The sequence below is a fragment of the Collinsella aerofaciens genome, from assembly GCF_040910245.1.
Taxonomy (GTDB): Bacteria; Actinomycetota; Coriobacteriia; order Coriobacteriales; family Coriobacteriaceae; genus Collinsella.
In genome coordinates this window covers 11,860-38,579 of record NZ_JBDGAY010000004.1, presented here as the reverse complement: position 1 = coordinate 38,579, position 26,720 = coordinate 11,860, and the positions used below count along the sequence as shown (strand labels likewise).

Genomic DNA, 26,720 nt, shown 5'->3' with positions numbered 1-26,720 from the left:
AACGAATCCGGCCGCCACAACGCAAAACGGGGCCCGCGCACAGCGCAGACCCCGTCGTGAGAGGTTATTCCCGGTATATTAGTACTGCTCGATGCCCATGTAGCGACGAACCTCGGGGCTGTGGTCGAAGACCTTGCCGCGGGCGGCGCGCAGCTCGCAGCTCATGTTGTAGAAGAAGATCGGCTCTAGGTACGAACGCACGCTGGCGGGCACGTCGCCCACGCCGTACTCAAGCGCGTCGAGCACCATAATCGTATCGGTGTGCGTGTTGAGGAACGCAAGGGCGCGCTCCTCCATGGGGCGGCACTCGCCCGCGCCAAGCTGCACAAAGTAGAACACGCCGGGCTCGGTGGCCTCGAAGGGGCCGTGGAAATACTCGCCGGAGTGGATATAGCAGCAGTGCTGCCACTGCATCTCCATGAGCGAGCAGATGGCCATGGCGTAGGTCTGGCTAAAGTTGGGGCCGGAGCCCAGGATATAGAAGAACTTGTGCTGCTGGCAGAGCTCGGCAAAGCGGGCGCCCAGCTCGGCGTTGACCTTCTCGCGAGCGGCGGGCAGCAGCGCATCCATCTGTTTAAGGCCGGCGTACATGTCGGCGAGTGCCTCGTAGCCTTCCTGCTGGTCGAGCAGCTCGGCGGCGATCAGAGCGCCGATACCCTGAGGCACCTCGGCCTGCGGCACGCCCTCGCCCCAGGGGTAGACCCAGGTGGTCCACTTGCCGTTGTCGATCTTGGAGCCCTCGCAGTCGGTCATGGCGACGACCTCGGCACCGGCGGCCAGCGCCATCTCGCAGCCGTCGACGACCTCCTGCGTGTTGCCGCTGTGGCTGCAGGCGATGACGAGCGACTTCGGCCCTAGGCTCTTGGGGGCCATCAGGCAAAACTCGCGTGCCGTGTAGACCGCCGAGGTAAACGTGGTGGCTTCGCGCTTGAGCAGCTCGTTGGCCGGCATCAGGTCGATCATCGAACCGCCACAAGCGATCCAAAAGACGTTCTTGATCCTGCCTTTGCGCTCGATGATTTCCTGAACCAGATCATGTGCGTTCATCCTGATGTTCCTCCTTGTGGGGCGGCCTTGAGCGACGGCAGCTCGTACCTGCTGTCGTTCTATGTTGTCCTATTTATAACACGTGCAACAACGCCCGTGAAGTCATCTTAGCAAAGTTGTTCTATGTTGTTCTATCTGTGGACGTTAGATGTCGAAGACGTAGCGCGAGCCCACGATCTTTTGGCGGCCGAGCAGTAGAGGGCGCCCACCGGCGTCGGTAAAGTAGGCCTCCATATAGAAGAGCGGCTCACCGACCGGCACCTCCAGCAGCGGGGCCGTCTGAGCATCGGCAAGCGCAATCTCCACGGTGCAGGGGTCGGACTTGAGCGGCGCGCGACCCGAATGCTCGGCAACGAGCGCAAAGATGGAATTGTCCGTGAGGTCCTTGTCGGCAAGCGTCTGCAGGTAGGGATGGTCGGCGAGCACAAAGGCGTTGTTCTCGAGCATGACAGGGATGCCGTCGGCTGTGCGCACGCGTTCGACCACGATAAGCTCGCAGCCGGGCTCCACGCCAAAGAACGCCGCATCCTCGTGCGTCGCCGCGACCACCGTGCGCGACACCAGACGCGCACCCGGCACCATGTCGTTGGCAGCACAACCCTCAGTAAAGCTCTGGACGTCACCCTTCTGGCGAATCTTGCGCTTGAGCTTGGGCGCACACACAAAGGTGCCCCTCCCCTGCTGGCGGTTGAGATACCCCGCACGCGACAGCTCCTCGATGGCGCGACGCACGGTGACGCGTCCCACGCCATAGGACTTCGCGAGCTCCATCTCGGAAGGAATGCGCGAGCCGGCAGGGTACACACCGCGCGCGATCTCGCCCTTTAGGTCGTCCATGACCTGCTGGTACAGCGGTACGGCGGACACGTCAGTACGGTCGGTCTTGCTATCGGCTACCATCGTTACGCTCCATCCCGCGCATGCTCGGACTCAAACTCTTCAATTGCCGCCATAAACTGCTCGCCAAAGGCGTCGGCCTTTTTCTCGCCAATGCCGTTGACCTGGATCAGCTCGTCGCGCGTCTGCGGGCGCAGGCGGCACAGGCCGCGCAGGGCCTTGTCGGAAAAGACCATGTACGGCGCCATCTCCAGCTCGGTCGAAATCTCCTTGCGGAGGGCACGCAGGCGCTCGAACAGCTCGGCATCGTCGCCCACGCGCGGGCGCTGATCCAGCTCGGCCTCCTCGCGCAGCAGATCGACGGCGCGGCGGGCGCGGGCCGAGGCCTTGCGCTTGGACGCGCGACGCTTAACGGTAAAGGCAAACGCCTCATCCTCGACCTCGGCGGCACGCGGGCCCAGCCCCACGACCGGGTATTGCCCCTGCGAAGTGGCCAAATAACCGCGGCCGCACAGCTGGCCGATGATGTCCTTGATGCGCCCGACCGATTCACTCGGCAGCTCACCGTAGCCGCGGTCCTCGTCCAGATGCATCTGGCGAATGCGCTCGGTGTTGCCGCCGTGGAGCACATCGGCGATCAGCGACTTGCCAAAGCGCATGGGACGCGTGGCCACATAGCGCACAGCGGCGCGAGCCATATCGGTGACGTCCTCGACCTCGAACTGTGTGAGGCAGTTGCTGCAGTTGCCGCAGCCCTCGGCGTCGTCCGTGGCGGTGGCGCCCGCACCAGCCGCAGCAGCATGCTCGGCCGCGGCCTCATCGCCAAAGTAGCGCAGCATGTATTCGCGCAGACAGCCGGTGGTATTACAGTAGCCCTCCATCTGGCTGAGCAGGCGATAACGGTTCTGGAGCGCCCACGCGCGCTGCTCTTCGTCGAGTGCCTCATCGGCAGCATCGCCGCGGTCGATCAAAAAGCGGCGCATGCGAAAATCGTTGCCGTTCCACAGCAAGTAACAGCTGGCCGGATCGCCATCGCGGCCAGCGCGGCCCGCCTCTTGGTAGTATGCCTCGATGCTCTCGGGCACGTTGTTGTGGATCACGTAGCGCACGTTGGGCTTGTCGATGCCCATGCCAAAGGCGTTGGTGGCAACCATCACCTGAATGTCGTCGTCGATAAAGGCACGCTGGCTCTGGCGGCGGGCGTCGTTGCCCATGCCGGCATGGTAACGGCCCACGCGAATGCCGCTGGGTCCCAGCGCCTCGGCAAGCTCGCCCGCCAGCGCATCGACCGTCTTGCGAGTCGAGCAATACACGATGCCGCTCTCGCTCGAATGCGCAATCACGTAGTCGCGCACCCAGGCAGTCTTGGCCTTGTCGCCCATCTCCTCGCAACCAAAGTAGAGGTTCTTGCGATCGAAGCCCGTCACCACCGTCGCGGGGTTTTGCAGGCCGAGCATCTGCTGAATGTCCGCGCGCACGCGCTCGGTCGCCGTGGCGGTAAACGCCGCCACGATCGGGCGCCGCGGCAGCGAATCGATAAACTCACGAATCTGCAGGTAGGCGGGACGAAAATCCTGGCCCCACTGGCTCACGCAGTGGGCCTCGTCAATGGCCACGAGCGGCACGCCAATGCCACCGTCCGCCGCGGCTTCCTGCGCAAAGGCTAAAAAGCGCGGCTCGAGCAGACGCTCGGGTGCCACATACATAAGCTGATAGCGGCCCTCGCGCGCCCGCTTGAGCACGGTATTTTGCTGAGCCGGCGTAAGGCTGGAGTTGAGATAGCTGGGCCGCGCACCCGCCGCGAGCAACGCACGGGTCTGGTCCTCCATAAGCGACAGCAACGGGCTCACCACAAAGGTGATGCCGGGCAGCATGAGCGCGGGCACCTGGTAGCAGATAGACTTGCCGGCGCCTGTGGGCATAACGCCGAGCGCATCGCGGCCAGCAAGAATCGCATCCACCATGCGGTCCTGCCCCGGGCGAAACGAGGTGTAGCCAAAATAGGCGCCGAGCGTGTCGAGCGCCATCTGCTGCATGCTATCGGTCATGGTTTCCTAACGTCTAAGTCATCTGCCGCCGATTATACGCCGCCACGCGGACCGGCGTCGCCCGGCTGTCAGCCACGCTCATTCTGCGGGTAGTCATTGGGGACGTTCTTGAATGACCAGTCGTTTAAGAACGTCCCCAACGACTAGTCTCTTGACAAGCGCGGAAATCCCGCAGGTTGAGCAAAAGTCAGCGAAAACGCCCCTAAGCGAGCAAGGTGACGTGAAAGAGGAGGGAAGCGTACTTTGGTACGCGACCGACGATTGAACGTCAGATTGCCGCTTAGGGGCGTTTGCAGCGTCAAGCCGTTACGCGGTTTGGCAAAACCGCGTAACCTACATCACCATAACGTAGCGCGATCCCACGTAGTACTGCTTACCCATCAGGACCGGCTCGCCATTGGGGCCGATAAAGCCGGCACGCAGGTTGAGCAGTGGATCGTGCGGAGCAATGCCCAACTCGGCCGCCTGCTCGGTATTGGCACGAACGGCCTCGACCGTGCGGTAGCCAACCGAGACAATCGGCGTTCCGCCAACACGCTCGACCTCGGCAAAAATCGACTTGTCCTCAAGATCGGCCGTCAACAGCTCACGGTAGGCGTCAAACGGCACAAAGATGTTCTCCTCAAAAATGGGCTCGCCGTCGGCCGTACGCACGCGCTTGATGTGCAGCAGCAGCGCGTCCTTCTGCAGGCCAAAGAACTCCATCTCGTTTTGACGTGCCGGCACAATCTGGCGATCGACCACATGCGCGCCCGCCTTCATGTCATTATCGGCACACAGCGCGGTAAACGTCTGCAGCGTCGAAGCGTGGAACTGGCGGTTGATGTGCGGCGTGGAGACAAAGGTGCCACGGCCCTGCTGCTTAACCAGGTAGCCATCGGAGCACAGCTCCTCGACGGCGCGGCGCACCGTAATGCGGCTCACGTCGTACTGCTCGGCTAGCTCAAGCTCGGACGGAATACGCTCCTTGGGTGCATAAACACCTTTCTCGATCGCATCTTTGATTTCGTCATAAATCTGCTGGTAAAGCGGTGCATTTTTGGGTGCAGGCATATCTGATCACTCTTATCGAAATATCGAAATAACTAATACGTATATAACGTCTAGTTTCATATTATCTCATATTGATAAAACGATACACCATCCCTACCAAAAAGCGACAGCTTCATTTTGGTAGGTTTTATCTGGGCAAACGAAAGTCCCTCGAAAGCAACGGGGCTTTCGAGGGGCTCATGCGGAAGGGTTGCGCCGGGCCGGCAAAATGCCAATACCCTACTTGCCGTCGTCCTGCTGCAGGCTGTCCTGCTCGCTGAGGCGCGCCTGCCTGCTGGCCATGCGCGCGGGCTTGTCGGGATCGGGTACGGCCGTGGGCATGGGCTCGTCGACATGACCGCCCCACCAGCCGCCCACAAAGTTGAGCGTGTGGAACACGTTGATCACGGCGCCGGGATCAATGTCGCACACCAGCTTGATGATGTCCTGGCTCTCGTAGGTCGAGACAACGGCGTGCAGCAGGTACATCTTTTCGCGGCTGTATCCGCCGATGACCTCGGCACAGCTAATGCCGTGCTGAAAATGGTCAACATAGGCGGTCATGACCTCGTCTGCCTTGCGCGTCGTGATCTGCAGCGTCACGCGGTCGTAGCGACGATAGAAACTGTCGATGGTCTTGGTCGAAATAAACTGGAACACGATGGAGTACGCCGCATTGCCCCAGCCAAACATAAAGCCAAAGATCGCCAGGATAAAGCAGTTGAAACCAAAGATGACGCCCCAGATAGTCTTGCCCGTGTGGTTGGAGACCCACAGCGCGATAAAGTCGGTGCCGCCGGTGGATGCGCCGGACTTTAGCGCGATGGCAGCGCCCAGACCCGAGACCACGCCGCCAAAAATGATGAGCATAATCTTGTCGCCCAAAAACGGGGCAAAGTGAAAGATGTTGAGGAACAGCGACGAGAGCACGACCTGCATCATCGAGAAGATGACGAAGCGCTTGCTAATGCCGCTCCAGCATAGGAGTGCCACGGGGATGTTGAGCGCGAGCATACCGAGCGAGATGTCGATGTGGACGCCGCCGAGCGAGGTAACGCGATCGAGTAGGACCGCGACGCCGGTGAGACCGCTCGGAAGCAGGTCGGCGGGTTGAATGAACGCCTGGATCAGAAATGTCTGGAGAACGGCAGAAATGGTGACCGCCACGGCAGTAATGGCACGGCGGACGATGGTGAGGCGGCCGAGCACGAGCACTCGGTCCGTGAGCTGTTCGATGGCGTTCGCCACGCAGGCTCCTTTCGAAGGCAGATGTAGTTGTGGGGCATGCCCGCGATTGTAGCATGGAGCGTGCGGGGGCGCTTCAATTCACCCTCTCTCGACAACCAAAGCGGGATCAGCAACCCCCACGACCAAAGGCCCAAATTACAAGTGAGTAGACTTTTTACGATCTGCCGAGCACACCCAAAACCGCCACCCCTGTGACCTGCGGTTTTACTAGAGCAGATGCACTTTGTGCTCGGCCTGTGCCAAAAAGTCTACTCACTTAGCCCGAATCGAAGCCAAACGGATCAAAATCGAAACCAAATTGAGCCAGTCCACCGCAAAAAACGTTTGAACCCGTGCTTCTCGCGGCGGATTGACACTACAAAGCGGCCAAGATGTCGGTCAGGTTGTCGATGATAACGTCGGCGGCGGACTGGTCCAAGTTGACGCCCTCGTGCGGACGCAGCGCCAGGACGCGGGCGCCGGAACGTTTGCCAGCCTCAATCCCCATAGGCGAATCCTCGATAACCAGGCACTCGGCAGGCTCCACCCCCAGCGCCTCCATGGCGCGCAGGTAGATCTCAGGGTCGGGCTTGAACGCGCTGCACTCGTGACCGCTGATGGTGTAATCCAGCACGTCGGCGATACCGGCAATCTCCACCAGCTCGTCGATCAGCTCGCGATAGGACGAGCTTGCGATGGCACACTTCACGCCGCGCTCGTGCAGCTCACGCATCACCGGCTCCGTCTGCTCGTTGAGAAGCTCGGCATACGGAACGGGGTGGTCCGGGCTGTAGACCTGCTTGTACTCCACGCGCAGGCGCTCGCGCAGCTCAACATCGTCGGGCACCAGCGCCTTCCAGATGGCAGGCTCGTTAGACCCCGAAAGATCGGGGATCTCGTCAAAGTGGAAGCCCTCCTCTTCCATAAACGCTACGCGACGACGGTTGTAGAACCACTCAGTATCGACCAGCACGCCGTCCATATCAAACAGCACTGCCTTGATCATACGCATCTCCTCCCACCTGCCAAAAAGGGACAGGTTTATTTTGGTAGGTTTTATCTGGGGTTTTGCGACACGACAGACACACCCTCCCCAGAGCAAAAAAGGGGATGGGGCGCAAACCCCATCCCCTCTCAATCAACCCGTAAGGTCTACTTACTTGTGATTAGTAGGAAAGCTTCCACATGTAGCGACGCATGGTCAGCGGGTGCTGACGGGCCTCGGCGATCTGGTTGCCGTACTCGCGCATAACGGCGAGGTGCAGCAGCGGGTTGAAGTAGGTGACGACGCTCGCGGGCACGGCGTCAGCCAGGCCGTAGTCCTTGGAGTCGATCAGAGCGACCTTGGCGCCCATGCGCTTAAGGAAGGTGAGGGCGCGGGCGTCCATCGGACGGGTAGCGCCATCGGACATGAAGAAGACGTAGGGCTTACCCTCGGTGGAAACCTCGAACGGGCCGTGGAAGTACTCACCGGTGTTGTAGGCGGCGGCGTCGATCCACTGCATCTCGGTGAACAGGAAGGCGGCGTGAGAATAAGCCATCTTCTCGGAGGCACCGGAAGCCATGAAGTAGATCATCTTGTCGTCCTTGAAGTCCTCGGCGAACTTCTTGGCGAGCTTCTTGCAGGACTGAGCAGCGTTCTCGCAGAGCTCAAAGACGTTGGTGAGGCCGGTGATCATGTCCTCGTAGTGGTCATAGCCCTCGGTCTGCTGAAGGATCTCGACAGCAAGAGCGATGGCGTAGCCGGGCTTCTCGCACTTGGCAGCGAAGTTGGCGTGGAAGCCGTGAACGATGACGTAGTCAGCGTCGACGGTCAGAGCGGAGCCAGCCTTGTTGGTGAGGGAGACGACCGGGCAGTTGTGCTTCTTGGCGGTCTTGTTGGCCTCGACGGTCTCGGGCGTGGAGCCACCGAGGGAGCAGGTGATCACGAAGGTGTGCTCGTTGACCCAGGAAGGCGTGTCGTAGTTGAACTCGTTAGCAGTGAAGATCTGAACGTTCAGCTTGTCCGTGTTGTTGGCCAGGAAGTACTTGGCGGGGTAAAGGTCGGACATGGAGGCGCCGCAGCCGACGAAAGCGACGCTGTGGATCTCGTGGTTGGACAGGACGTCAGCGACGATCTGCTTAGGGAGGTTAAGGTCGATCTCGTACATCTGACACATTCCTTTCAATTTTTGCGGCGCCACATTGCCGGGCGCTCGCAGGGTTACTGTGGTTTGGACCGAGTCGCCGGCCCGTTGAGGATGCGACAAAGGGACTGTCCCATTGTCGCATGTTGGGGATGGAAGCCTGCCTGGGGTATGGGATGCCAGGCAGGCCCCCGGGGGAAAGCGGTTAGGCGCTTAGTCGCGACTAAGCCAGGATGCCGACCGCGGAGAGGGCGATGCCGCCCACAATGGCGATCACGAGAAGCCAACCGGTGTTGACGTTCTTCTTGATGAGCCAGTACATAAGGCCAGTGAGGCCGAGGGAGATCATCTGGGGCATCATGCCGTCCAGGATGTCCTGGATCACGACGGTGCCCTCAGCGAACTGCAGCGGGGTGGTGGCGCCGATCAGCGTAGCGATCATGCCGCCCACGGACATAAGACCCACGATGCCGCAGACATACATGAGCTTCTCCATGAGGTCGCCGCCCTGAAGCTTGCTCAGGTACTCGTGGCCGCCCTGATAACCCATCTTGGCTGCGAACCAAGTGATCAGCACAGAGGGGACGATGGAGATGAGCATAGCCAGGATCGGGCCCATGATGGAGCCCTGCTGAGCCAGCTGAACGCCCAGGCCAAAGGCGATAACGCGGATGGTGCCCTGGAAGAAGGAGTCACCGATGCCGGAAAGCGGACCCATGAGGGAGGTCTTGACCGCGTTGATCGAATCGGGATCGAAGTTCTCGGGATCCTTGGCGTACTCCTCCTCCATGGAGGCGGAGAGGCCCAGGATGAAAGCGCTCGTCTGCGGGGTGCAGTTGTAGAACGCCATGTGACGGTGGTAAGCCTCTTTCTTAGCAGCGAGCTGCTTGGGGTCGGACTCATCCGGATAGAGGCGATCGAGCGTGGGAACCATGCCGTAGAGGAATCCCATGTTCATCTGACGCTCGTAGTTCCAAGAGGCCTGGATGGCCCAGGAGCGCCAGAAGAACTGGCTGACCTTCTTGTTCAGGGACACGCCCTTGGTTGCGGTTGCCATAGTGTGTTCCTCCTTAGTCTTCGTCGTCTTCGAGCGGATCGTAGTCGGAATCGACACCGGCGGCTGCATGGGAACCGTTGAACTTGAAGCCCATGAAGACGACAGCCAGGCACACACCGATCAGAGCGACCGCGATGACGGACAGGTTGAGGTAAGCGGCGAGCAGGAAACCGATGAACAGGAACGGAGTCATACCCTTCTTGATCATCATGGTGAGCAGCAGGGCCAAGCCGTAGGCGGTCATGATCTTGGTCGAAACGTTAAGACCAGTGGACAGCCACTCGGGAACCATGTTGACGATGGCCTGAACCAGGTCGGTGCCAACAAAGACGGCGAGGAAGATCGGCAGGAAGTACATGACGGCGTACAGACCGGAGCCGGCGCAGATGTGCATACGGTAGGCGGTCTTGAACTTTCCGTTATCGATCGCGTTATCTGCCACATGGGTGAGGGCGGCGATGATGGAACGGAACACGATGCCGAGGAGCTGACCCAGGACGGCGACCGGGATGGCGATCGTCATGGCGGTCTCGGCGGAAGCATCGGTCAGGCACGCAAAGGCAGCGGCCACGATGCCGCCCAGGACCATATCGGGCGGAACGGCAGCGCCGACCTGCACCAGGCCCATGGACACGAGCTCGACGGCGGCACCGACGGCAAGGCCGGTGGGCACATCGCCCAGCAGCAGACCGACGAGCGTAGCGCCAACGAGGGGCTGCTCGAAGTTAAGACGACCGAGCAGGCGGGAGTCCCACATGCAGAACACGCCGACGAGGCCGACGAGCACCGCACTGATGAACGTATTCATACCCTTCTCCTTTCAGTCAGGCAAAAGCCTGGTTGATTACAGCTTGGCGTCGATGTCGACGCTCTGATACGTAGGGGTCTGCTGAACATAGAGCTTGATGCCCATGTCGAGCAGTTGATTGACGTCGGCCTTCTGGGTGGCGTCGAGGAAGACGGAGCTGTCCTTGCCGCCGACCTGATCGGCACCGTCGTGGTTGGCGGTGGCGCCCAGGTTGATGGCGTCGAGCTTGTAGCCCTGGCAGAACTGCAACATCTCGGCAGTGTTGCCAAAGACGAGCATGACGCGCTCGCCGAGGGTGTTGAGCTTGTCCATCTTGGCGAGGGCACGCTCGACGGTGAAGACGTTCAGGCGCACGCCCTGAGGCTTGGCCAGCTTAAGAGCACCCTTCTTGATGTCATCGTTGGCGGCAGCGTTGTCGACGACGATGATGCGCTCGGCCTGAACCTTGGTGGTCCAGGTAAAGACGACCTGGCCGTGCAGCAGACGGTAGTCAAGACGTGCGAGGACGATCTTGGCGGGACCGGAGCTGTGACGGGGCGCCTTGGCCTTCTTGGCGGGAGCCGCGGCAGCCTCGACCGGTGCGTTGGGGTTGGTCAGGCCGGTGCGGGCCTCGTTGATGAGGGCCGCGAGCTCGGCGCCCTTGACGGGGACGGGGCTCATAGCGAGCGTCAGTGCCAGCGGAATGTTGAAACCGCTGACAACCGTGAACTTCGTGCCGTTCTTGGAAAGCTCGACCATGTTGTTGTTGACCGAGCTGCCGAGCATATCGGTCAGCACATAGACGGTGTCGTTCGCGTTGAACGTGGCGATCATGGCGTCCACCTTATTGGTGATGGGCTCCTTGTCGTCACGAGCAAGCGACACGACGTGGACGTTCGACACGTCGCCGAGAACCATCTCGAGCGTGTCTTTGGCGCCTGCGGCCAGGCCGCCATGAGATGCGAGAATGATCTGATTCATCTTGCCTCCTCCTTTTCGTTATGGTCATTATAACGTCTTATACGTTGCTTATATTGCTAATTAGTATAAAGACCGTTCGCGGGTGAAAATCGACCGTTGACGGGTTTAACGTACTTGAAACGTTGGGGCCGGGTAGTCCGGCGCGGGCTGGATAACCCCAGGTCAGACCCTGCGCTCAATCCTCTATCGCACGAAGTACCAGGGGCTTTCCTGCACGGTAGGCTCCAGCGCGATGCCGGTGCGCTCCTTAAACAGATCCATGTCCTGCGATTTTTCGGTCCACCACGCGTTGGGCTTAAAGGTCATGCTCTCAACAACATGACCGACAAACACACTGTTGCGCAGCTTGGAGAAGTCGGTGTTCATAATCAGGATGGACGCGAGCACCAGCACGATGCCCAGGACTTTGATCACGCCGGCGGGCTCGGCATAGACACCAATGCCCACCAGTACGGTGACGACCGTCTCGAAAGACATTACGACGGGAACTCTCGATGTCTCGAGCCCCATGGACAGACCCTGCATATATAAGATGTAAGCCACGGCTGTGGGGATGAGTCCAAAGCCAAGGAACAGCAGCAGCAGCTGTGGCGACATTGCCGCGGCGACATCCGGCCACGGAGCCGCGATGGCCGCCATAACCGCACCGCCAAAGACAAAGCCCCAAAACGTGACAGCCAGCGGGTGGACCGTCTTGGTTGCTATCCGGCTAAACACCGCGAGCGACGCACCACAAAGGCCTGCAATCACGCCCGACGTGACGCCCCAAACCGAAAAATGAAAACCGGAAAGGTCGCCATTGGTCACCGCAAGCACGCAGCCAACGATGTTAAAGACAATGGCAACGAGCTTGTTGGGGGTCACGTCCTCGCGATAAAGCACGCGGCCGAGCATGACGCCAAACACCGGCGAGGTGTAGAGCAGCACCGAGGCCGTAGACATACCCACCTCGCGCATGCACTCGTAATAGCAGGTGTTGGCGGCGGCTAAACCGACGATACCGACCAGCGCGCAGGGGACGAGCTCTTTGGGGCTTGCCTTGAATAGCGTCAGGGGACCCTGAGCCACGGTAGACCCCTCACCCGGACGGCAGCCCATAAACATCAGGACCGGCGCCAAGATAAGCGCTCCGACCAACAAGCGAAAGGCCGCCATGCTCTGAGACGAAACGCCCATGGCCGCAATGCCGTTTACAAAGATTCCGATGCTGCCCCACATAAGCGCGGCGATCAGCACCAGCACATAGCCCAGATTGCTTTTCTTCAACGCAGCCTCCTCGGTATTGTTTCCAATATGTTTCATACTACGTTATAGTCGTTATATACATTTTTCAAGACACAAATCGGCGAGCGGAAAAATCTGCTCTACCGCTACAACCCATTGGTGCAAAGGGGTCAGGTTCATATGCGCCAACTTGGTGTAAAGTAACCTGTCCCCAATGACTAGGACTGTCCCCAAGTGCCGAACGTCTCCAAGTGCCGCATCTGGGCCAAGGCGACGCCGATGCTTTGGCAACGCCAGCGAAAACCCACCTGAGCGAGCAAGGTGCCTTGAAGCGAAGCGGCATTGACCTTCTGGTCATGCCGCTGAAGCTGAAAGGCAGATTGCCGCTCAGGTGGGTTTGCAGCGTCGAGCCGTTACGGCGTTTGGTAAAACGCCGTAACTAATAATCCAGCTTCCACATGTAGCGGCGCGTCATGTAGTCCTTGTGGGTGACGGCGGAGAGCGCGCGCATGTAGACGTTGTTGAGAATCGGGGCGAAGATCAGGTGGTTGAAGTACTCGCTCACGCTGTCCTTGATGTCGTTGAGGCCAAGCTCCTTGGCGTCGAGCTGATAGACGCGCTCGCCACCGTACTGGTTGACGAAGCGGATGCCGCGCTCGTCGTTGCAGCGGCTGCGGCCGACGCTGATGAGCTGGAACAGCGAGGTGCGCTTGTCCAGGATCTCGAAGGGGCCGTGGAAGAAGTCGCAGGTGTTGATGGTGCAGGAGTCGATCTGCAGCATCTCCTGCACGTTGCAGATGCTAAAGACGTAGGCGGCACCAAAGAGCGGACCCTGAGCCATCACGTTGATGCAGGGCTTGTCGGCGTTCTGCTCGGCCCACTTGGCAGCGAGCGGACGAGTGTACTCGACGGCCTTGCGATAGATGGGGTCGACCAAGTCGAACGCGGCCATAGCGGTCTCGTACTCGGCATAGCCCTCGGTCTGCTGCGTAAGCTCCATGGCGATCATAGTCACGACGGCGGAGTTGGTACGGCCCATGCAGGACTCGTCGACGGCCAGGCTGTCATACTGGATCTTGTAGTCACAGACCTCGGTGAGGCCGGACTCGTCGACATAGATTGCGATGGTGCTGGCGCCGTGGTCCTTGGCGACCTGGGCGGCGACGATGGTCTCCTTGGTACCGCGCATGGACACGACGACGGCCAGGGTGTTCTCGTTAACGTAGGCAGGGGTTGCGTGCACGAACTCGTTGCTGGTGTAGCTGGAGCTCACGACCTGCGTGGCCTCGTGCTCCATAAAGTACTGGGCAGGATAGTTGCCGCCGTTGGATCCGCCGGCGCCAATCCACACGACGCGCTTGATGCCGCCCTTGTCTGCCTTGTCAGCCAAAACCTGGGAGACGACATCCTTAACCTGTTCCTGAGTAGTCATCGTGCATCAGCCTTTCTTCTCGTTTGATGCTCTCGATGGCATACAAGTTACATATATGTTTTGGTTATGTCGACTAGTTGTATGCTATATTTGTCCTATAAAATTTACTAGTAATGTTTTCGGTAGCTCGCTACCAGCGATTTTGTTGTTTTATTGAATACATGCTTGATTAGACTCGCATACAAGTTAGATACAGGTTGATCGCATGAAAGCTTCGTCTAAAAAGAAACTGGCCCAATACGAGCGCTTGGCGGGCATGCTGCGTGACCGCATCGCCGCCGGCGTCTACGCGCGCGAAGACAAGCTGCCGTCCGAGATGGAACTCATGGACGAATCGGGGCTGTCGCGCAGCACCGTGCGCCACGCCCTTAAGGTGCTCGTTGATGAGGGCCTGGTGCGCACCGAGCGCGGGCGTGGCGCCTTTGTGGCCGACACGCCCGCGCTCCACGAGAACAACCTGGTGTTTTCGAGCTATACGGCGCAGGTCCAGGGTCAGGGCATGAAGCCCACCACGCACACCGTGGACTCGGGCTTTGCCAAGGCGGCCGGCAGCATAGCCAAGTTCTTTGACGCCGCCGTGGGCAGCAAGCTCGTCAAACTTGTCCGCCTGCGTTATCTGGACGATGCGCCGCTGTGCCTGGAGACCACCTATCTACCACCGAGCTTTGAAGCACTCATCGATCGCGATATCAACGGTTCGCTCTACGCCACGCTGCGCCAGGAATTCCATCGCGCGCCGGCACAGGGACATAAAACCTTTGAGGTGTGCTATGCCTCGCAAAACGAGGCGTTTTTGCTCAACGTTGAGCGCGGGCAGGCGCTGATCCTGATCACCGACTACGTCTACGACACCGACGGCCGACCGCTCCATGTCTCCAAGCGCATCCAACGCACCGACCGCGCCAAATACACCGAGCCCATCGGCTAACCTGCCAAAATTAACCTGTCCCTAAATGGTAGGTTTGGGGAGGTCGGGGAACCAGATTGGTTTGGGTTGGTTGGGAACGCGCTCGGCTAGGACCAACTCCATCCAACACATGTCGTACCAGCGACCGAACTTTTGGGCACAGCGATCGAAGGCGCCCACCAAGCGATATCCCATATGGGCATGGAAATCCTGGCTGTTGTGCGTCAGGTACTCATCGTCCTTATCGTGCGGCACGGCAATGAGCGCGCACATGTTGGTGATGCCCATCGCGATCAGGCATTGCTTGAGCGCATCGTGCAGCTTGCGGCCCAGCCCGCCGTGGCGCACGTCGCGCGCCAGGTAGATCGACGTCTCGACCGACCAGTCGTATGCCTCGCGGCTGTTGAGCGAACTCACATAGGCATAGCCTACCGGACGCCCGTCCAGCTCCATCACCAGATACGGATAGCGCTTGAGTGTACGCTCGATGCGCCCGGCGAACTCCTCAACGCTCGGCACCTCGTATTCGCAGGTAATCGCCGTCTGGCGCACATACGGCTCATAGATGGCAAGCAACGCCGGCGCATCATCGGGCGTCGCCAGACGAATCGTCGGCTCGGACATCTCGGTCATACAACCCTTCTCCCTCAAAAACAAAGGCCGCCTTGCGCCAAACCCAAGCGCAAGGCGGCCCCCGTCATCATGTCAACTTACAGGACAGCCGCCAGCGCGTCGATATCCTCCTGCGTCGTGGCCCAGCTGGTGCAAAAGCGCACCACCGTGTGGGTCTCGTCGTACTTTTCCCAGTACTCGATCGAGGCATGCTCGCGAATGCGCGCCATGTCCTCGTTGGGCAGAATCACGAACTGCTGGTTTGTGGGCGTCTCCAAGAAGAACCGGTAGCCGTGCTCGTGCAGCACGCGACGAAGCGCCTGAGCGGTTTCGATCGCCTGACGGCCAATCTCAAAATACAGGCCGTCAGTAAAGAGCGCCTCAAACTGCACGCCCGTCAGGCGGCCCTTGGCCAACAGCGCGCCGTGCTGCTTAATACGCGGAATGGGATGCGCCGGGGCGTGCATGCCGCAGAACACCACAGCCTCGCCGCAGAGCGCACCGCACTTGGTGCCGCCGATGTAGAACACGTCACACAGCTGCGCCAGCTCGGGCAGGGTAATGTCGCACTCATCGGCCGCCAGCGCATAGGCCAGGCGAGCACCGTCCACAAACAGCGGAATCTCGCGCTTCTGGCACACCGCGTGAATCGCCGCGAGCTCGGCCTTGGAGTACAGCGTGCCGTACTCGGTCGACAGACTCACGTACACGGCGCCCGGGAACACCGTGTGCTCGTAGCTCTCGTTTTCATAGAACACCTGGATATAGTTCTCGAGGTCCTCGGCGTGCATCTTGCCCTCGTAGCCGGGGATGGTGAGCACCTTGTGGCCGCCAAACTCGATGGCGCCCGCCTCGTGGCAGGCGACGTGGCCAGTCTCGGCAGCAACGACGCCCTCGTACGGCGCAAGCAGCATGTCGATCACCGTCGCGTTAGCCTGCGTGCCGCCCACCAGGAAAAACACGTCGGCGTCAGGCGCCTGGCAGGCCTCGCGAATAAGTTGCTTGGCACGCTCGGTATGTGCATCGGTACCGTAGCCGGGCTGCGGCTCCATATTGGTGTCGACGAGCGCCTGCAGCACCGCTGGGTGTGCGCCGTGGGAATAGTCGTTGTTGAACGCGAGCATGGCAATCCTCTCTTACCGGGTATCGGCCAGATGATTCAAACGGAGCTATTGTACGCCGCCGGGATAGGCAATGCGCGCGGCAAGGCACTCAAGTGCCAGTACCAGAGCAAAACCGCAGCTCACGTCACTCAAAAAGTGCGCTCCGATCACGATGCGGCCAAACGCGACGAGCGCCGCGACCACAGCCGCCGTCCAAAAGACCACACGACGGCGCGACGGCTTTTCCTTAAAGGCCGCCGCGGGAAGCCCAGCGAGCATGAGGCCGATTGCCGCGTGCGCCGTGTGTCCGCTCGCAAACGACTTAAAGCCGTCCTTGATTACGCCGGCCGCAATATAGCTCCACTTGTCGGAGTTGCCGATTACCCACCACGGCTGAAAATTGAGCCCCGGCGTGACCTCGATCACGCGCATGCGTGGGCGCGACCACAGCGGCTTGACAATCACGTTGAGGATGATGGCCTGAGCGACCCACACGGCAAGCACCATCAACGCCCAGCGCGTGAGCTCGTCAGGCTCGGTCGCGCGCGTGAGGCGATAGACGATAAGGTTGGCGGCGATCACCAGCACAAACGTCAGCACCAGCTGAACGGCAGTGAGTTTACCGCCAACCCGCAGGGACGAAACGATCTCGTAGCCGGCCAGGCCAACGTTGACGAGGATGCCGAGCACGGCGAACCATTTGCTCCCCCTGGAGTCGGGACGCACCGCGCGTACGAGCATAACGCCCGCGACGCTTGCCGTCAGCTCGAACGGCAGCTCGCCGGCGGCCTCGATAAGGCGACCGTACATACTGCCGATATTGAACAGCGCGCTCGAGATCTGATAATCAAAGAAACTGCCCACGCCCAGGCAAAGGGCAAGGATGACCGCGATAGCAGCGGCGTCTTTCTTATAGATGTATCCGAACATGCTTTCCTTTCGGTCGGGCGAAGGGTCGACCCGCAACATGGTGGGGCAAAGATAGCTTTGTCCCATAAATACCCTTACAGGTTGAGCATAAGTAAGCGAAAACGTTCCATTTGTGGCAAGGTGGCCCGAAGGAGGAGGGAAGCGTACTTGCGTACGCGACCCTTGCGTACGCGACCGACGAGTGAGGGTCAGATTGCCCAAATGGGGCGTTTGCAGCGTCGACCCGTTAGTCGTCGTCGCTCGCACCCAACTGCTGCAGCAGCATGAGCGCCGCCGCCACCGGGCCGGTGCCGTCGTTGGCGTCGAGGCCGCGGCCCAGGCCGCTGCCCGCGCCGGCGCCCGCCTTGTAGGGCACCGACAGCTTGCGGCTCTTGGGGAAGTTCACCGCGCCATAGCGGGTCTTAAGTTCAAAGGCCACTTTCTTGGGCACCTCGACGCCCAAAAACGTGATGCGTCCGCCGCTGAGCGTGACACTCTCGAGCCCCAAGCGCTCGCCGCGGATGCGGATACGCGCGCGGTTGAACAGGTTGAGTCCCGCCAACGGCAGCTCGCCATGCGCGGCCTCGGTCTCCTCCTGCACCTCGTCGATGCTCTCAAGGTCCTCGGCCGCCGCGAGCTTGCGGTACACGAGCACGCGCTGGTCCACCGCCGGCATGTACTCCTCGGACAAGAAGTAGTCTGCCGGCAGGTTGATGCCCACGCTCGCCGCCTCCACGCCAGCATCGTCATCGCCGCGCGCCTCGGCCACGGCCTGTCCCAGCATCTGCGTAAACAGGTCAAAGCCCACGCTCGACAGGTTGCCGTGCTGCTCGGCACCCATGAGCGAACCGGCACCGCGGATCTCCAGATCGCGCATGGCGATGCGCATGCCGCTGCCCAGGTCCTGGAACTCGGAAAGCGCGGTCAGGCGCGCCGTAGCCTCCTCGGTGAGCGGCAGCTCACCCGGGAACATAAAGTACGCGTATGCCTGCGTGGCCGAGCGGCCCACGCGGCCCTTGAGCTGGTAGAGCTGTGCCAGACCCAGACGCTGCGAGTCCTCGATGATCAGCGTGTTGGCCGTTGCGTTGTCGATGCCGCTCTCCACGATGGTCGTGGCGATGAGCACGTCAATCTTCTTGGTCGCGAACTCGATCATCACGTCCTCGACCTCGCGCGGGCTCATCTTGCCGTGCGCCACGCCCACGCGCGCCTCGGGCGCGGCCTCGTGCACGCGCGCCACGGCGTCATCGATGGTCTTGACGCGGTTGGACACGTAGTACACCTGACCGCCGCGGCCCACCTCCAGGCGAATCGCCGCACTCACCACGTCGGGGTCGTACTCCCCCACGTGCACGATCACGGGACGACGCCCGGTCGGCGGCGTCGTGATCAGGCTCATGTCGCGCACGCCGCTCGTGGCCATCTGCATGGTTCGCGGAATCGGCGTTGCCGAAAGCGTGAGCACGTCAATCTGCTCGCGCAGGTTCTTGAGCTGCTCCTTGTGCTGCACGCCAAAGCGTTGTTCCTCGTCAATGATCACCAGGCCCAGGTTTTTGGGGTTCACATCGGCCGAAAGCAGGCGGTGCGTGCCGATAAGCACGTCAATCGTGCCCTCGGCGAACGCCTTGAGTGCGCGCTTTTGCTGCGCCGGCGTGCGGAAGCGGCTGAGCACCTCGACCTCAAGGCCAAACGGAGCAAAGCGCTCAAAGAACGTCTCGTAGTGCTGCTGGGCCAGAATGGTCGTGGGGCAGAGCACCATGACCTGGCGGCCGGAGTCAACGCACTTAAACGCCGCGCGCAGAGCGACCTCGGTCTTGCCAAAGCCCACGTCGCCGCACAGCAGGCGGTCCATGGGCTTGGGCGCCTCCATGTCGGCCTTGATGTCGGCGATGGCCTCCAGCTGATCGCGCGTCTCGTCGTAGGGGAAGCTCTCCTCCATCTCGATCTGCTCGGGCGTGTCGGGCGGACAGGCAATGCCCGTGATCGACGAGCGGCGTGTATACAGGTCGACCAAGTCAAACGCCAGCTTTTTGGCGTTCTTGCGCGCCTTATTGGTGGCGCGCGTCCAGTCTGCGGTGTTGAGCCTGGTCAGGCGTGGCTTGTCGCCGTCGGGACCAACATAGCGTGTGATGCGGTCGACCTGCTCCAACGGCACGTAGAGCTTGTCGCCGTCGGCATATTCCAGCAAAAAGTAGTCGCGTTCCTTGCCGCCCACTTCCTGGCGCGCGATCTCGCTAAAGAGCGCGATGCCATGGGTGGCATGCACCACGTAGTCGCCCGGCTTAAACGGGAACGTGATCTGCGTAATGTCCACCTTGCGACGGCTGCGCGCACGGTTGGCGTCCATGCGGGCGTTGAGGTCGGCGATCGAGAACACGGCCAGGTTGGCATCGGGCACCACCACGCCCTGCGGCAGGGCGGCATCCACAAAGGTCACGCGTCCGCGCGAGATGGTGGGCACGGCGGCACCGGCAGCAGCCTGGGCGGCACCCGCCTCGAGCGAGCGGGCGTTGAGCGCATCTGCCTTGCGCTCGCGAATGGAAGCATGGGCCTCCTGGCGGGCGGCACGGTCGGCAGAATCCGCCGCCGCCACACGTACGCGCTCGCCAATGACGCCGGCGTTTTCGGGCGCCGCGGTCAGCGATTCCTCAAAGGTAATGCCCTCGTCGCCAAAGGTGAGCTCCATCGACTCGCGCGCACCGCGGTCGGGAATGGCAAACACGCAGGCATAGCGCTTGCCCACGACCTCCTGGATGCGCGTCATAAAACGGTTGTCCGAGCCCGCGATAGCAGGCTGCTCAATCTTGAGCTCGGCCGTCACCGCACCGCCGGCACGAATCAGGCTCACATAGTTCAGGCGCTGCTGAGCACCAAAATCGAGCTGCTGGGCACGTACATACAGACCATCCAGGCGGTCAATCCCCGCCTCGCCGGCACGCGCCTCGATATCCTCGTAGGCGCGCAGGCAATCGTCGAACAGCGAGCGCGGCTCAGACAAAACCACGAGTGCCTTGCCACTCACGTGTGCCAGCGGGCTTACGGTCTGGCCGTACATCACCGGCAAAAAGCGGTCGAGCTCGGGCGTGACGATGCGTGCATCCACCATCTCGAGCAGCGCCGCCAGTTTGCTGTCGTCCTGGCTGGCGCGATAGAGCGCCACATGCATGTTGTGGACGGCTTCGTCGGTAAGCGCCAGCTCACGGCAGGGGAAGATCTCGATGCTGTCCTCGTTGCCGATGGTCTGCCCCGTTGAGCTCACCATGCGGCGGATGCGATCGATCTCGTCGCCGAAGAACTCGATGCGCACGGGGGCTTTTTCCTGCGCGGGGAACACCTCGACGGTGTCGCCGTGCACGCGGAACAGGCCAGGCGCGTCGGCGGCGCCGGCATTGGTGTAACCCATGCCCACCAGGCGCTGCGGCACCTCGTCAAAAGGAATCTCCTCGCCCACCGCGAAGGTCGTGGACTCCCAGTAGCGGCTCTCGACTGGCGGCACGCAACGCAGCAACGCGCGGGCCGAGGCGACCATGATGCAGTTGTCCCCGCGCACGATGCGTCCCAGGGCCTCGCAGCGCTGGGCAACCACGGCATCGTCGGGCGCCTGCTCGCGCCACGGATAGTCCTTGCGCTCGGGAAAACGGCACACGTGCGCCAGGCCCACGTAGGCGGCAAGGCTGCGCGCGGCGCGATCGGCCGCGTCCTCGCCGCTCACAATGTAGACCGTGGGGCGCGGACGGCGCGCAAACTGGGCGGCGGCCATAAGCGTGCGACCCGACTGCGACACGGCCAGCGTCACGTCCTCGCCGGCATCGAGTCCGGCCTCGACAGTCTGCAAGGCCTCGGCAGTGTAGAGCTGCGCGGCTATACGGTGAATGAGCATGCTGTTCCTCCGGCATCGCAACGCCAAAAGCCCGCCGGGGCAAGCTCGGCGGGTCGTACGTCAAAGATCATTGACGTTTATGGTACCGCACGGCCCCGTGACCAAAAGCCTAAGCGACATCATGCCAAATGTTGCCCACAACGGTCTTGCTAACGCGTTTTCCCAGCTTATTAATCCGCTCTCCGCTTTTTGATTTGCTGTCTTCCGGCAGCGATTTACACCGCCCGCGCCCCCTGGCGAGCATTTCGAGCTGCAAAGCGCCTATAATTGACCATGCTTACGTATTTAATGTCACTTTTTGAGGAGGGGGGGGGTAAAACAAATGGCCGACACCCCATCTTATGCACTGTACGCCGGGCTTAAGTCACTCGGTCGCATCAACAACGGTAGCGCCGCGCAAATTCTCATGGCCGGCAACGCCCGTTACGGTGGACGCCCCATCTCCGAACGCTTGACGGTCCCGTCGTTTATCTCACGCGAAATCGTTCACGCCAAACCCGGTGACCTTCCTGAGCCGCTGTTTGTGCCCTTTGAACAAAGTGCGCGCCAGATACTCAACCTCATCATGCAAAACCGAGGCTCCGACCCCCAATCGCTGAGCAAGGTCGCTAAACGCTATATGGAGTCGTGCGTCCCAGACATGCAGGATGCCCTTACCAATTGCGGCGTCGACGGCATGCTCTTTAGAAACGGCGTTGAGCGCATCGAGACCGCTGACGATAGCGACATCAAAGATCGCCTCTACATCCATCTGGTCTTTTTTATCGTTACCGGCTGCCTTGGCGACCCCGCCCGCGCCATCGAATACACCGAGTCCTTTGTGTCCGACCAGATGCTCTCGACACTCGGCACGGTCGAGACGACCGTCACCTCGTTTTTCTCGACAACCGCGCGCCCCACGGGAGACATTCGTCTGGGGCTGCTGCGCGTCGTGGGCAACTCGGCACGACCGCCGCTGCGTCCCCTTACCACGGACCCGGTGGGCAGCATTATCGGGTCGCTGACGGGAGACGAGAACGCCATCACCGACGTCGATTCCGACGTCTCGCGCCAGCACCTGCGTATTTGGCTCCAAGACGGACGCTGGCTTGCGCAGGGCCTCGGCTCCACCAACGGATCGTTTTTGATCTCGGGCGTCGACCGCTGCCGACAGGCTATCGAACCGCCCAGACGCGAGCGCCCCGCCAACTTTGCCAACACCCCCGTCGAGATTCACAACGGAGACACGCTTTGCTTGGGCGCCACGACGCGCTTCTTGGTCATTCGCATCACAGACTAGCCCGCCCACACATCTTCGACGCAAAAGGTGCCGTTATTTGCATCAACCCATGCAAATAACGGCACCTTTCGATTAAGGCAACGGTTGCGCTACCTTTTCACTAACATTATCGTTACGCACTTTTTTCTCGAAAGGATCGCCCCGTGACGTACGACACGGATATGAATATCATCGCGTTGTCCCCCTTTGAACCAAACGGCATGTTTGCGACCAACGAAGACCCCGATACTATTCGCCGCTTTACCACCCTGTTGGATTGCGGGGCAGTCGGCGGCGGTTCCCACCATCTTCGCAAGGTCGCCAACACCGAGGGCGAGACCTTTGCGCTCAAAACGCTATGGCCCCTCAGCGGCTGTGATGAAAACGGCTCCGCCATCAGCCCCTCGGGCATCAAGACGCTTACCGAGGAGTATCGCAATCTTGCAGCCGTCTCACTGTTGGGCGGCTTTCCCAAAACCTATGGCTACGGCTATACCGGCTCCGTACCGGCCATCCTTATGGAGTGGATTGAAGGCCTGCCCCTTCGCGATGCTGCGGCAGAGCTAACCGACTCCGCCGAGGGCGGCCACATTCCCGCAAACACCGTCGCTGCGATTGGAAAACGCCTGGGAGAGATTCTCCTGGGTGCCCAAAAGCTCGATGCACCGTTTGCGCACCGTGATATCTCCTTGCGCAACATCATTATTCGCACGACGCGCCGGTCCCTTGCCCAGCAGATTGCACACTGCAGTTTTGACCTTTGCCTAGTCGATCTGGGCAGCTCGAGCATCAAGCGCTCAGACCCCTCGTTTACCATGTCCACCGGCATCTGGCGCAACGGCACCCCCGAGTTCGCCCCACCCGAGATGCTCTCCAACGACATCCCCGAGCTGGCGCCGCTGCGTACGTCGCCCAGCATCGATACATACGAGCTCTGCAGCATACTCTACACGCTCTATGCCGGTCACACGCCATATCGCCTAAACGAGCATATGGACCAGTCGTCCTACCTGTACAAGATCGAGCACGAGCTCGAGCCGCTTGAGGCACGCGTACCCGGCGACCAAATGCTTGTCGATGTCATCATGAGCGGTATCCATAACAAGCAGTCCCAGCGCGCGCCGCTGTCTACGATTGTCGGCAAGCTCGATGCCTGGATTAAAGACATCGATTTTGAGCCGCGCACGCCGTTGCCCACCCCGATCGACTTTAGCCAGCAACCGAAGCCTTCCGGCTCCGACAAGGCTCAGACGCATCACCCAGTCATCTCGCGTCGCACTGCGCTCGCGCTCGGCGGCGTCTGCGTTGCCGGCATCGCAGCTTCCGCCCTTGCCACGGGATGCTGGGGGCTTATCGACCTGGCGCACGGCATCAAGCCGTCACTCGACGATTACACCTGGGAAGAACTCGCCCTGATCTCCCGCAAAATCCAAGAGACATCTTCCAACAAGGACGCGCTCGCGATTGCCGAAACCTACCACCTGGTAAACAGCAAGCAGTCGCTCGAAAACGAGAACACCAAGACCGTCAGGCTTTCCGACGGGACCAAGGCACAAATCCAGATCGTTGGCTTTAAGGCAGACACGCTCACCGATGACGGCCTCCCCGCTGGCATCACCTTTATGTTCCGTACCCCCATCGCCATGCGCGCCGTAAACGACCGCGCCGCGACGGGCGGTTGGGAGCAATCGTCGCTTCGTGAATGGTTGGCGGACAAGGGCATGGCCACGCTACCCGACGATCTCCGTAATCAGATTCGCTCGGTGCGAAAGCTCACCAACAACACCGGCGGCACTAAAGACGCCTCCAGCATCACCGCCACCGACGACATGCTCTGGCTACCGTCCATGAGCGAGCTGTGCGGCTATCAGGCGCCCGAAACGTTCGCAGAGGGCAGCGAGTACCTTTCTGTCCTCTACAGCGGAGAAGGCGATCAGTACCAGCTCTATCGCGAGCAGAGTGTGAGCGGCCTGACCACCAACGATGCCATGATCCGCACCGTCGCTGGCAAAAAGATCTGCTACTGGGAGCGCACCCCCAGCGCCGACTGCAGCGAGGTTGCCGACTCGACGTACTTTAACCGCGTTGGAAAAGACGGCGACGTGTTTTGCTGGGCAACGCCCGGAAACGCTCCGGACCAAAAGACCTATGTCCTACCCGGCTTTTGCATCTAACACCCTCCCCGGATACCAGAAAGGAGCCTCGCATCATGCGTGCGGAAACACCTTCTGAGGTGCTCTTTGATTTCCTTAAGTGCGACCTGCAGATTAACAATCGAGAAGCAGCGCGCATCCTGATTTCGGACAAGCCGATGGGCTCCAAACCGGCCCCAAGGTTTCGCATTACCGAAAAGACGTTTCTATCACGACGCGTGGTGCACGTCGTTCCGGGTACCGATAAGATCGACCCCGAGATGTTTACCGATTTTTCGCAGAGCGTCCAGAACTTGGCTGCCGTTGTAAAAATCGGCGTTGGCAGCAGTCCAGCCGCCGCCAACGCTCGCCAGCAAGTCATTACGACGCGTGCCCTCGAGCGCATGGCAACGTCGCTCGAACACTGGGGGCTCGATGGTTCCATCCTGCGCAATATCTTTGACCGCATCGCCGTCATGCCAGGCCTCAAGCAAAGCGATCGGCGCCTTTTGGAGCTTCTAGCGCTAACGGTCTGCGGATGCTTGGCCGATCCCAATGCCGCCGCCTCCGAGGTCAAAGACTTTGCCATAACGCAACTGGCCCAGACCTTTGGCACGCTCGAGACCGCCGAGGTCGTCCAGGCGCGGTGCACCAACCGCAAGGTCAACGAGCCTCCTGCAAAACTGGGACTGCTCAGGCTTGCGAAAGACGGCTCGGCCCTGCCGCCGATCTATCCTTTGAGCCTCGATCCCGAGGGAACGGTACTTGGCTCTTTTGCACACGACCAAAACGCCATCACCAACGTAGGACCCGATGTATCCCGTCGGCACCTGCGTGTAGCGTTTTCCAACGACACATGGCTCGCAAGCGGCCTGCACTCCACCAACGGAACGGTGCTGGTGACACGCAGTGGCGCGACCACCGTTATCGAAAAGCCACGCTCGCTGCGCACCGCTGGCGATGAGGATAAGCAGATTCCCATCCACGACGGCGACTTGCTCAAGCTGGGTTCCTCGACCCAGTATTTGGTGCTGAAGATCTCCTCAAACGTACGAGCGCTGGCCTAGGGCCGAGCTCACACAATAAGAATCAACGCAAAGGGGCGCCGCTGCACACATCGCAGCGGCGCCCCTTTATATCGCGTGGACATCTAAAAACGGATGCAGAAGCCGAAAAATTCAACAAGATAACTAAAACATAAAAGCCGCGTGGGGGTCGGGTCCCCACGCGGCTATCAGGTTTGGGCTAATAAAGCCCGGAGGTAAACACTAGTAGAGTTTAGTGCTCGCGACGCTTGGTCATGTACATGCCCACAGCGACAGCCACGGCGCCGGTAAGGGCGGCAGCAGAGGTCACAACGAAGGTCGGATCGCCGGTAGAAGCAAGGGCGGCGTCGTCCTTCTTCTCGGCCTTAGCCTCGTCCTTCTTACCAGCAGCAACCTGCTTCTTGCCCTCATCCTTCTTCAACGTCTCGGACTTGGGGGTCTTAGCGGTAAAGAAAGCGTAGACAGTGGTGTCCTCAGTGATAGGAGTAGAGAAGTCAAACTTCTTGAAGGACTCCTTGGAAGAAGACCAGCCGACAAAGTTGAAGCCGTCGACGGAAGGATCGCTGGGCTGAGCAACAGTCTTACCGTCCTCGACCTCAACCGTAGTGGTGGAACCATCAACATAGAAATTGACCTTGTGGGTCTGGACAGCAGGCGTCTCGTTCTTGGTCCACTGGGCGTAGAACGTCACGTGGTCGCCGCCGCCCTGGACGGGCTTGGTGAAGTCGACCGGCTCGGTGCCCTCGGAGTCGTAGGTCCAGCCGGCGAAGGTGTAGCCCTCGCGGGTCGGGGCCAGGGGCTGGCGGGCGACGCCGTCGGAATCAGTAACGCCCTGGAGCGTCACATTACCGTCGAAGAATACACCGCCGTTGGCGAAGTAGAGGACATCCTTGACGTTCTTGTTCTCGTCAACGTCAGCTCCCTTGTCCTCGGTCCACTGGGCGAACAGGGTAGCATGGTCGCCGCCGCCGACCAGCGGCTTGCTGAAGTCGACGGGATCGGTGCCCTCGGAGTCGTAGGTCCAGCCGGCGAAGGTGTAGCCCTCGCGGGTCGGGGCCAGGGGCTGGCGGGCGAC

Annotated in this window: 21 protein-coding genes; 4 read left to right on the top strand and 17 right to left on the bottom strand. The window is 60.7% G+C overall.

The features are described from left to right. Positions 1–78: 78 nt before the first annotated feature. The 12 genes from AB5Z20_RS02470 to AB5Z20_RS02415 all read right to left on the bottom strand — a co-directional run bounded on the left by AB5Z20_RS02470 (position 79) and on the right by AB5Z20_RS02415 (position 13,798). On the bottom strand, positions 79–1,047 hold the full coding sequence (locus AB5Z20_RS02470) for an SIS domain-containing protein (RefSeq protein WP_217750346.1): 969 nt from the start codon (positions 1,045–1,047) through the stop codon (positions 79–81). Between the two features lie 144 nt (positions 1,048–1,191). Then, positions 1,192–1,947: a GntR family transcriptional regulator gene (locus AB5Z20_RS02465; protein ID WP_368156137.1), complete on the bottom strand. Its 756-nt coding sequence runs from the start codon at positions 1,945–1,947 to the stop codon at positions 1,192–1,194. A gap of 2 nt (positions 1,948–1,949) precedes the next feature. Next, positions 1,950–3,932 carry a RecQ family ATP-dependent DNA helicase gene (locus AB5Z20_RS02460; RefSeq protein ID WP_368156136.1) on the bottom strand — a complete coding sequence of 661 codons (1,983 nt, stop codon included), beginning with the start codon at positions 3,930–3,932 and terminating at the stop codon, positions 1,950–1,952. A 333-nt stretch (positions 3,933–4,265) separates the two neighbouring features. After that, positions 4,266–4,985 carry a GntR family transcriptional regulator gene (locus AB5Z20_RS02455; protein WP_368131287.1) on the bottom strand — a complete coding sequence of 240 codons (720 nt, stop codon included), beginning with the start codon at positions 4,983–4,985 and terminating at the stop codon, positions 4,266–4,268. 219 nt (positions 4,986–5,204) lie between these two features. Beyond that, the gene (locus AB5Z20_RS02450) at positions 5,205–6,212 is read right to left on the bottom strand and encodes a YitT family protein (RefSeq protein ID WP_368156135.1); all 1,008 of its coding nucleotides are present in this window, start codon (positions 6,210–6,212) and stop codon (positions 5,205–5,207) included. Positions 6,213–6,567: 355 nt separating this feature from the next. Continuing rightward, positions 6,568–7,197: an HAD family hydrolase gene (locus AB5Z20_RS02445; RefSeq protein WP_368156134.1), complete on the bottom strand. Its 630-nt coding sequence runs from the start codon at positions 7,195–7,197 to the stop codon at positions 6,568–6,570. Positions 7,198–7,357: 160 nt separating this feature from the next. Further along, the gene (locus AB5Z20_RS02440) at positions 7,358–8,341 is read right to left on the bottom strand and encodes an SIS domain-containing protein (protein ID WP_035136781.1); all 984 of its coding nucleotides are present in this window, start codon (positions 8,339–8,341) and stop codon (positions 7,358–7,360) included. Between the two features lie 199 nt (positions 8,342–8,540). After that, positions 8,541–9,374, bottom strand: coding sequence for a PTS system mannose/fructose/sorbose family transporter subunit IID (locus tag AB5Z20_RS02435; RefSeq protein WP_368156133.1), 834 nt, complete (start codon positions 9,372–9,374; stop codon positions 8,541–8,543). A gap of 13 nt (positions 9,375–9,387) precedes the next feature. Then, entirely contained in the window at positions 9,388–10,182 is a 795-nt protein-coding gene (locus AB5Z20_RS02430) for a PTS mannose/fructose/sorbose/N-acetylgalactosamine transporter subunit IIC (RefSeq protein WP_055310098.1), read from the bottom strand. 36 nt (positions 10,183–10,218) lie between these two features. Beyond that, positions 10,219–11,142 (bottom strand): PTS mannose/fructose/sorbose transporter subunit IIAB, encoded by a 924-nt coding sequence (locus AB5Z20_RS02425; protein ID WP_368156132.1) that lies wholly within the window; start codon positions 11,140–11,142, stop codon positions 10,219–10,221. 183 nt (positions 11,143–11,325) lie between these two features. Next, positions 11,326–12,408: a DMT family transporter gene (locus AB5Z20_RS02420; protein ID WP_368156131.1), complete on the bottom strand. Its 1,083-nt coding sequence runs from the start codon at positions 12,406–12,408 to the stop codon at positions 11,326–11,328. A 397-nt stretch (positions 12,409–12,805) separates the two neighbouring features. Further along, entirely contained in the window at positions 12,806–13,798 is a 993-nt protein-coding gene (locus tag AB5Z20_RS02415; protein ID WP_006235139.1) for an SIS domain-containing protein, read from the bottom strand. 205 nt (positions 13,799–14,003) lie between these two features. Between AB5Z20_RS02415 and AB5Z20_RS02410 the strand changes: the two genes are divergently transcribed. Next, positions 14,004–14,726 (top strand): GntR family transcriptional regulator, encoded by a 723-nt coding sequence (locus AB5Z20_RS02410; protein WP_368156130.1) that lies wholly within the window; start codon positions 14,004–14,006, stop codon positions 14,724–14,726. A 21-nt stretch (positions 14,727–14,747) separates the two neighbouring features. Here the strand turns inward: AB5Z20_RS02410 and AB5Z20_RS02405 are convergent, their stop codons facing one another. From AB5Z20_RS02405 to mfd, 4 genes are all read right to left on the bottom strand, one after another. Then, entirely contained in the window at positions 14,748–15,338 is a 591-nt protein-coding gene (locus AB5Z20_RS02405; RefSeq protein ID WP_368156129.1) for an N-acetyltransferase family protein, read from the bottom strand. A gap of 77 nt (positions 15,339–15,415) precedes the next feature. Continuing rightward, a complete protein-coding gene (locus tag AB5Z20_RS02400) occupies positions 15,416–16,441 on the bottom strand; it encodes a low specificity L-threonine aldolase (RefSeq protein ID WP_368156128.1) in 1,026 nt (341 codons plus the stop codon). A 45-nt stretch (positions 16,442–16,486) separates the two neighbouring features. After that, positions 16,487–17,350, bottom strand: a complete 864-nt coding sequence (locus tag AB5Z20_RS02395; RefSeq protein WP_368156127.1) for a phosphatase PAP2 family protein — start codon at positions 17,348–17,350, stop codon at positions 16,487–16,489. Between the two features lie 226 nt (positions 17,351–17,576). After that, on the bottom strand, positions 17,577–21,209 hold the full coding sequence (mfd, locus tag AB5Z20_RS02390; RefSeq protein ID WP_368156126.1) for a transcription-repair coupling factor: 3,633 nt from the start codon (positions 21,207–21,209) through the stop codon (positions 17,577–17,579). Positions 21,210–21,531: 322 nt separating this feature from the next. On the opposite strand from mfd, the gene AB5Z20_RS02385 reads away from it, so the two are divergent. The 3 genes from AB5Z20_RS02385 (at position 21,532) to AB5Z20_RS02375 (ending at position 25,666) form a co-directional block, all read left to right on the top strand. Continuing rightward, entirely contained in the window at positions 21,532–22,488 is a 957-nt protein-coding gene (locus AB5Z20_RS02385) for an FHA domain-containing protein (protein WP_368156125.1), read from the top strand. A 143-nt stretch (positions 22,489–22,631) separates the two neighbouring features. Next, positions 22,632–24,641 carry a DUF6273 domain-containing protein gene (locus tag AB5Z20_RS02380; RefSeq protein WP_368156124.1) on the top strand — a complete coding sequence of 670 codons (2,010 nt, stop codon included), beginning with the start codon at positions 22,632–22,634 and terminating at the stop codon, positions 24,639–24,641. Between the two features lie 35 nt (positions 24,642–24,676). Next, complete coding sequence (locus tag AB5Z20_RS02375; protein ID WP_368156123.1) at positions 24,677–25,666, top strand: FHA domain-containing protein; 990 nt, start codon at positions 24,677–24,679, stop codon at positions 25,664–25,666. Positions 25,667–25,877: 211 nt separating this feature from the next. On the opposite strand, the gene AB5Z20_RS02370 is transcribed toward AB5Z20_RS02375, so the two are convergent. Continuing rightward, the coding region (locus AB5Z20_RS02370; RefSeq protein WP_368156122.1) for an InlB B-repeat-containing protein at positions 25,878–26,720 on the bottom strand (843 nt) is incomplete at its 5' end.

Bases quoted from the DNA above. Each gene is read 5' to 3' on its own strand.
- AB5Z20_RS02455 (WP_368131287.1), bottom strand. From the start codon at position 4,985: ATGCCTGCACCCAAAAATGCACCGCTTTACCAGCAGATTTATGACGAA.
- AB5Z20_RS02375 (WP_368156123.1), top strand. From the start codon at position 24,677: ATGCGTGCGGAAACACCTTCTGAGGTGCTCTTTGATTTCCTTAAGTGC.
- AB5Z20_RS02410 (WP_368156130.1), top strand. From the start codon at position 14,004: ATGAAAGCTTCGTCTAAAAAGAAACTGGCCCAATACGAGCGCTTGGCG.
- AB5Z20_RS02385 (WP_368156125.1), top strand. From the start codon at position 21,532: ATGGCCGACACCCCATCTTATGCACTGTACGCCGGGCTTAAGTCACTC.
- AB5Z20_RS02445 (WP_368156134.1), bottom strand. From the start codon at position 7,197: ATGATCAAGGCAGTGCTGTTTGATATGGACGGCGTGCTGGTCGATACT.
- AB5Z20_RS02465 (WP_368156137.1), bottom strand. From the start codon at position 1,947: ATGGTAGCCGATAGCAAGACCGACCGTACTGACGTGTCCGCCGTACCG.
- AB5Z20_RS02430 (WP_055310098.1), bottom strand. From the start codon at position 10,182: ATGAATACGTTCATCAGTGCGGTGCTCGTCGGCCTCGTCGGCGTGTTC.
- AB5Z20_RS02400 (WP_368156128.1), bottom strand. From the start codon at position 16,441: ATGCTCGCGTTCAACAACGACTATTCCCACGGCGCACACCCAGCGGTG.
- AB5Z20_RS02460 (WP_368156136.1), bottom strand. From the start codon at position 3,932: ATGACCGATAGCATGCAGCAGATGGCGCTCGACACGCTCGGCGCCTAT.
- AB5Z20_RS02470 (WP_217750346.1), bottom strand. From the start codon at position 1,047: ATGAACGCACATGATCTGGTTCAGGAAATCATCGAGCGCAAAGGCAGG.
- AB5Z20_RS02415 (WP_006235139.1), bottom strand. From the start codon at position 13,798: ATGACTACTCAGGAACAGGTTAAGGATGTCGTCTCCCAGGTTTTGGCT.
- AB5Z20_RS02435 (WP_368156133.1), bottom strand. From the start codon at position 9,374: ATGGCAACCGCAACCAAGGGCGTGTCCCTGAACAAGAAGGTCAGCCAG.
- AB5Z20_RS02395 (WP_368156127.1), bottom strand. From the start codon at position 17,350: ATGTTCGGATACATCTATAAGAAAGACGCCGCTGCTATCGCGGTCATC.
- mfd (WP_368156126.1), bottom strand. From the start codon at position 21,209: ATGCTCATTCACCGTATAGCCGCGCAGCTCTACACTGCCGAGGCCTTG.
- AB5Z20_RS02440 (WP_035136781.1), bottom strand. From the start codon at position 8,341: ATGTACGAGATCGACCTTAACCTCCCTAAGCAGATCGTCGCTGACGTC.
- AB5Z20_RS02425 (WP_368156132.1), bottom strand. From the start codon at position 11,142: ATGAATCAGATCATTCTCGCATCTCATGGCGGCCTGGCCGCAGGCGCC.
- AB5Z20_RS02405 (WP_368156129.1), bottom strand. From the start codon at position 15,338: ATGACCGAGATGTCCGAGCCGACGATTCGTCTGGCGACGCCCGATGAT.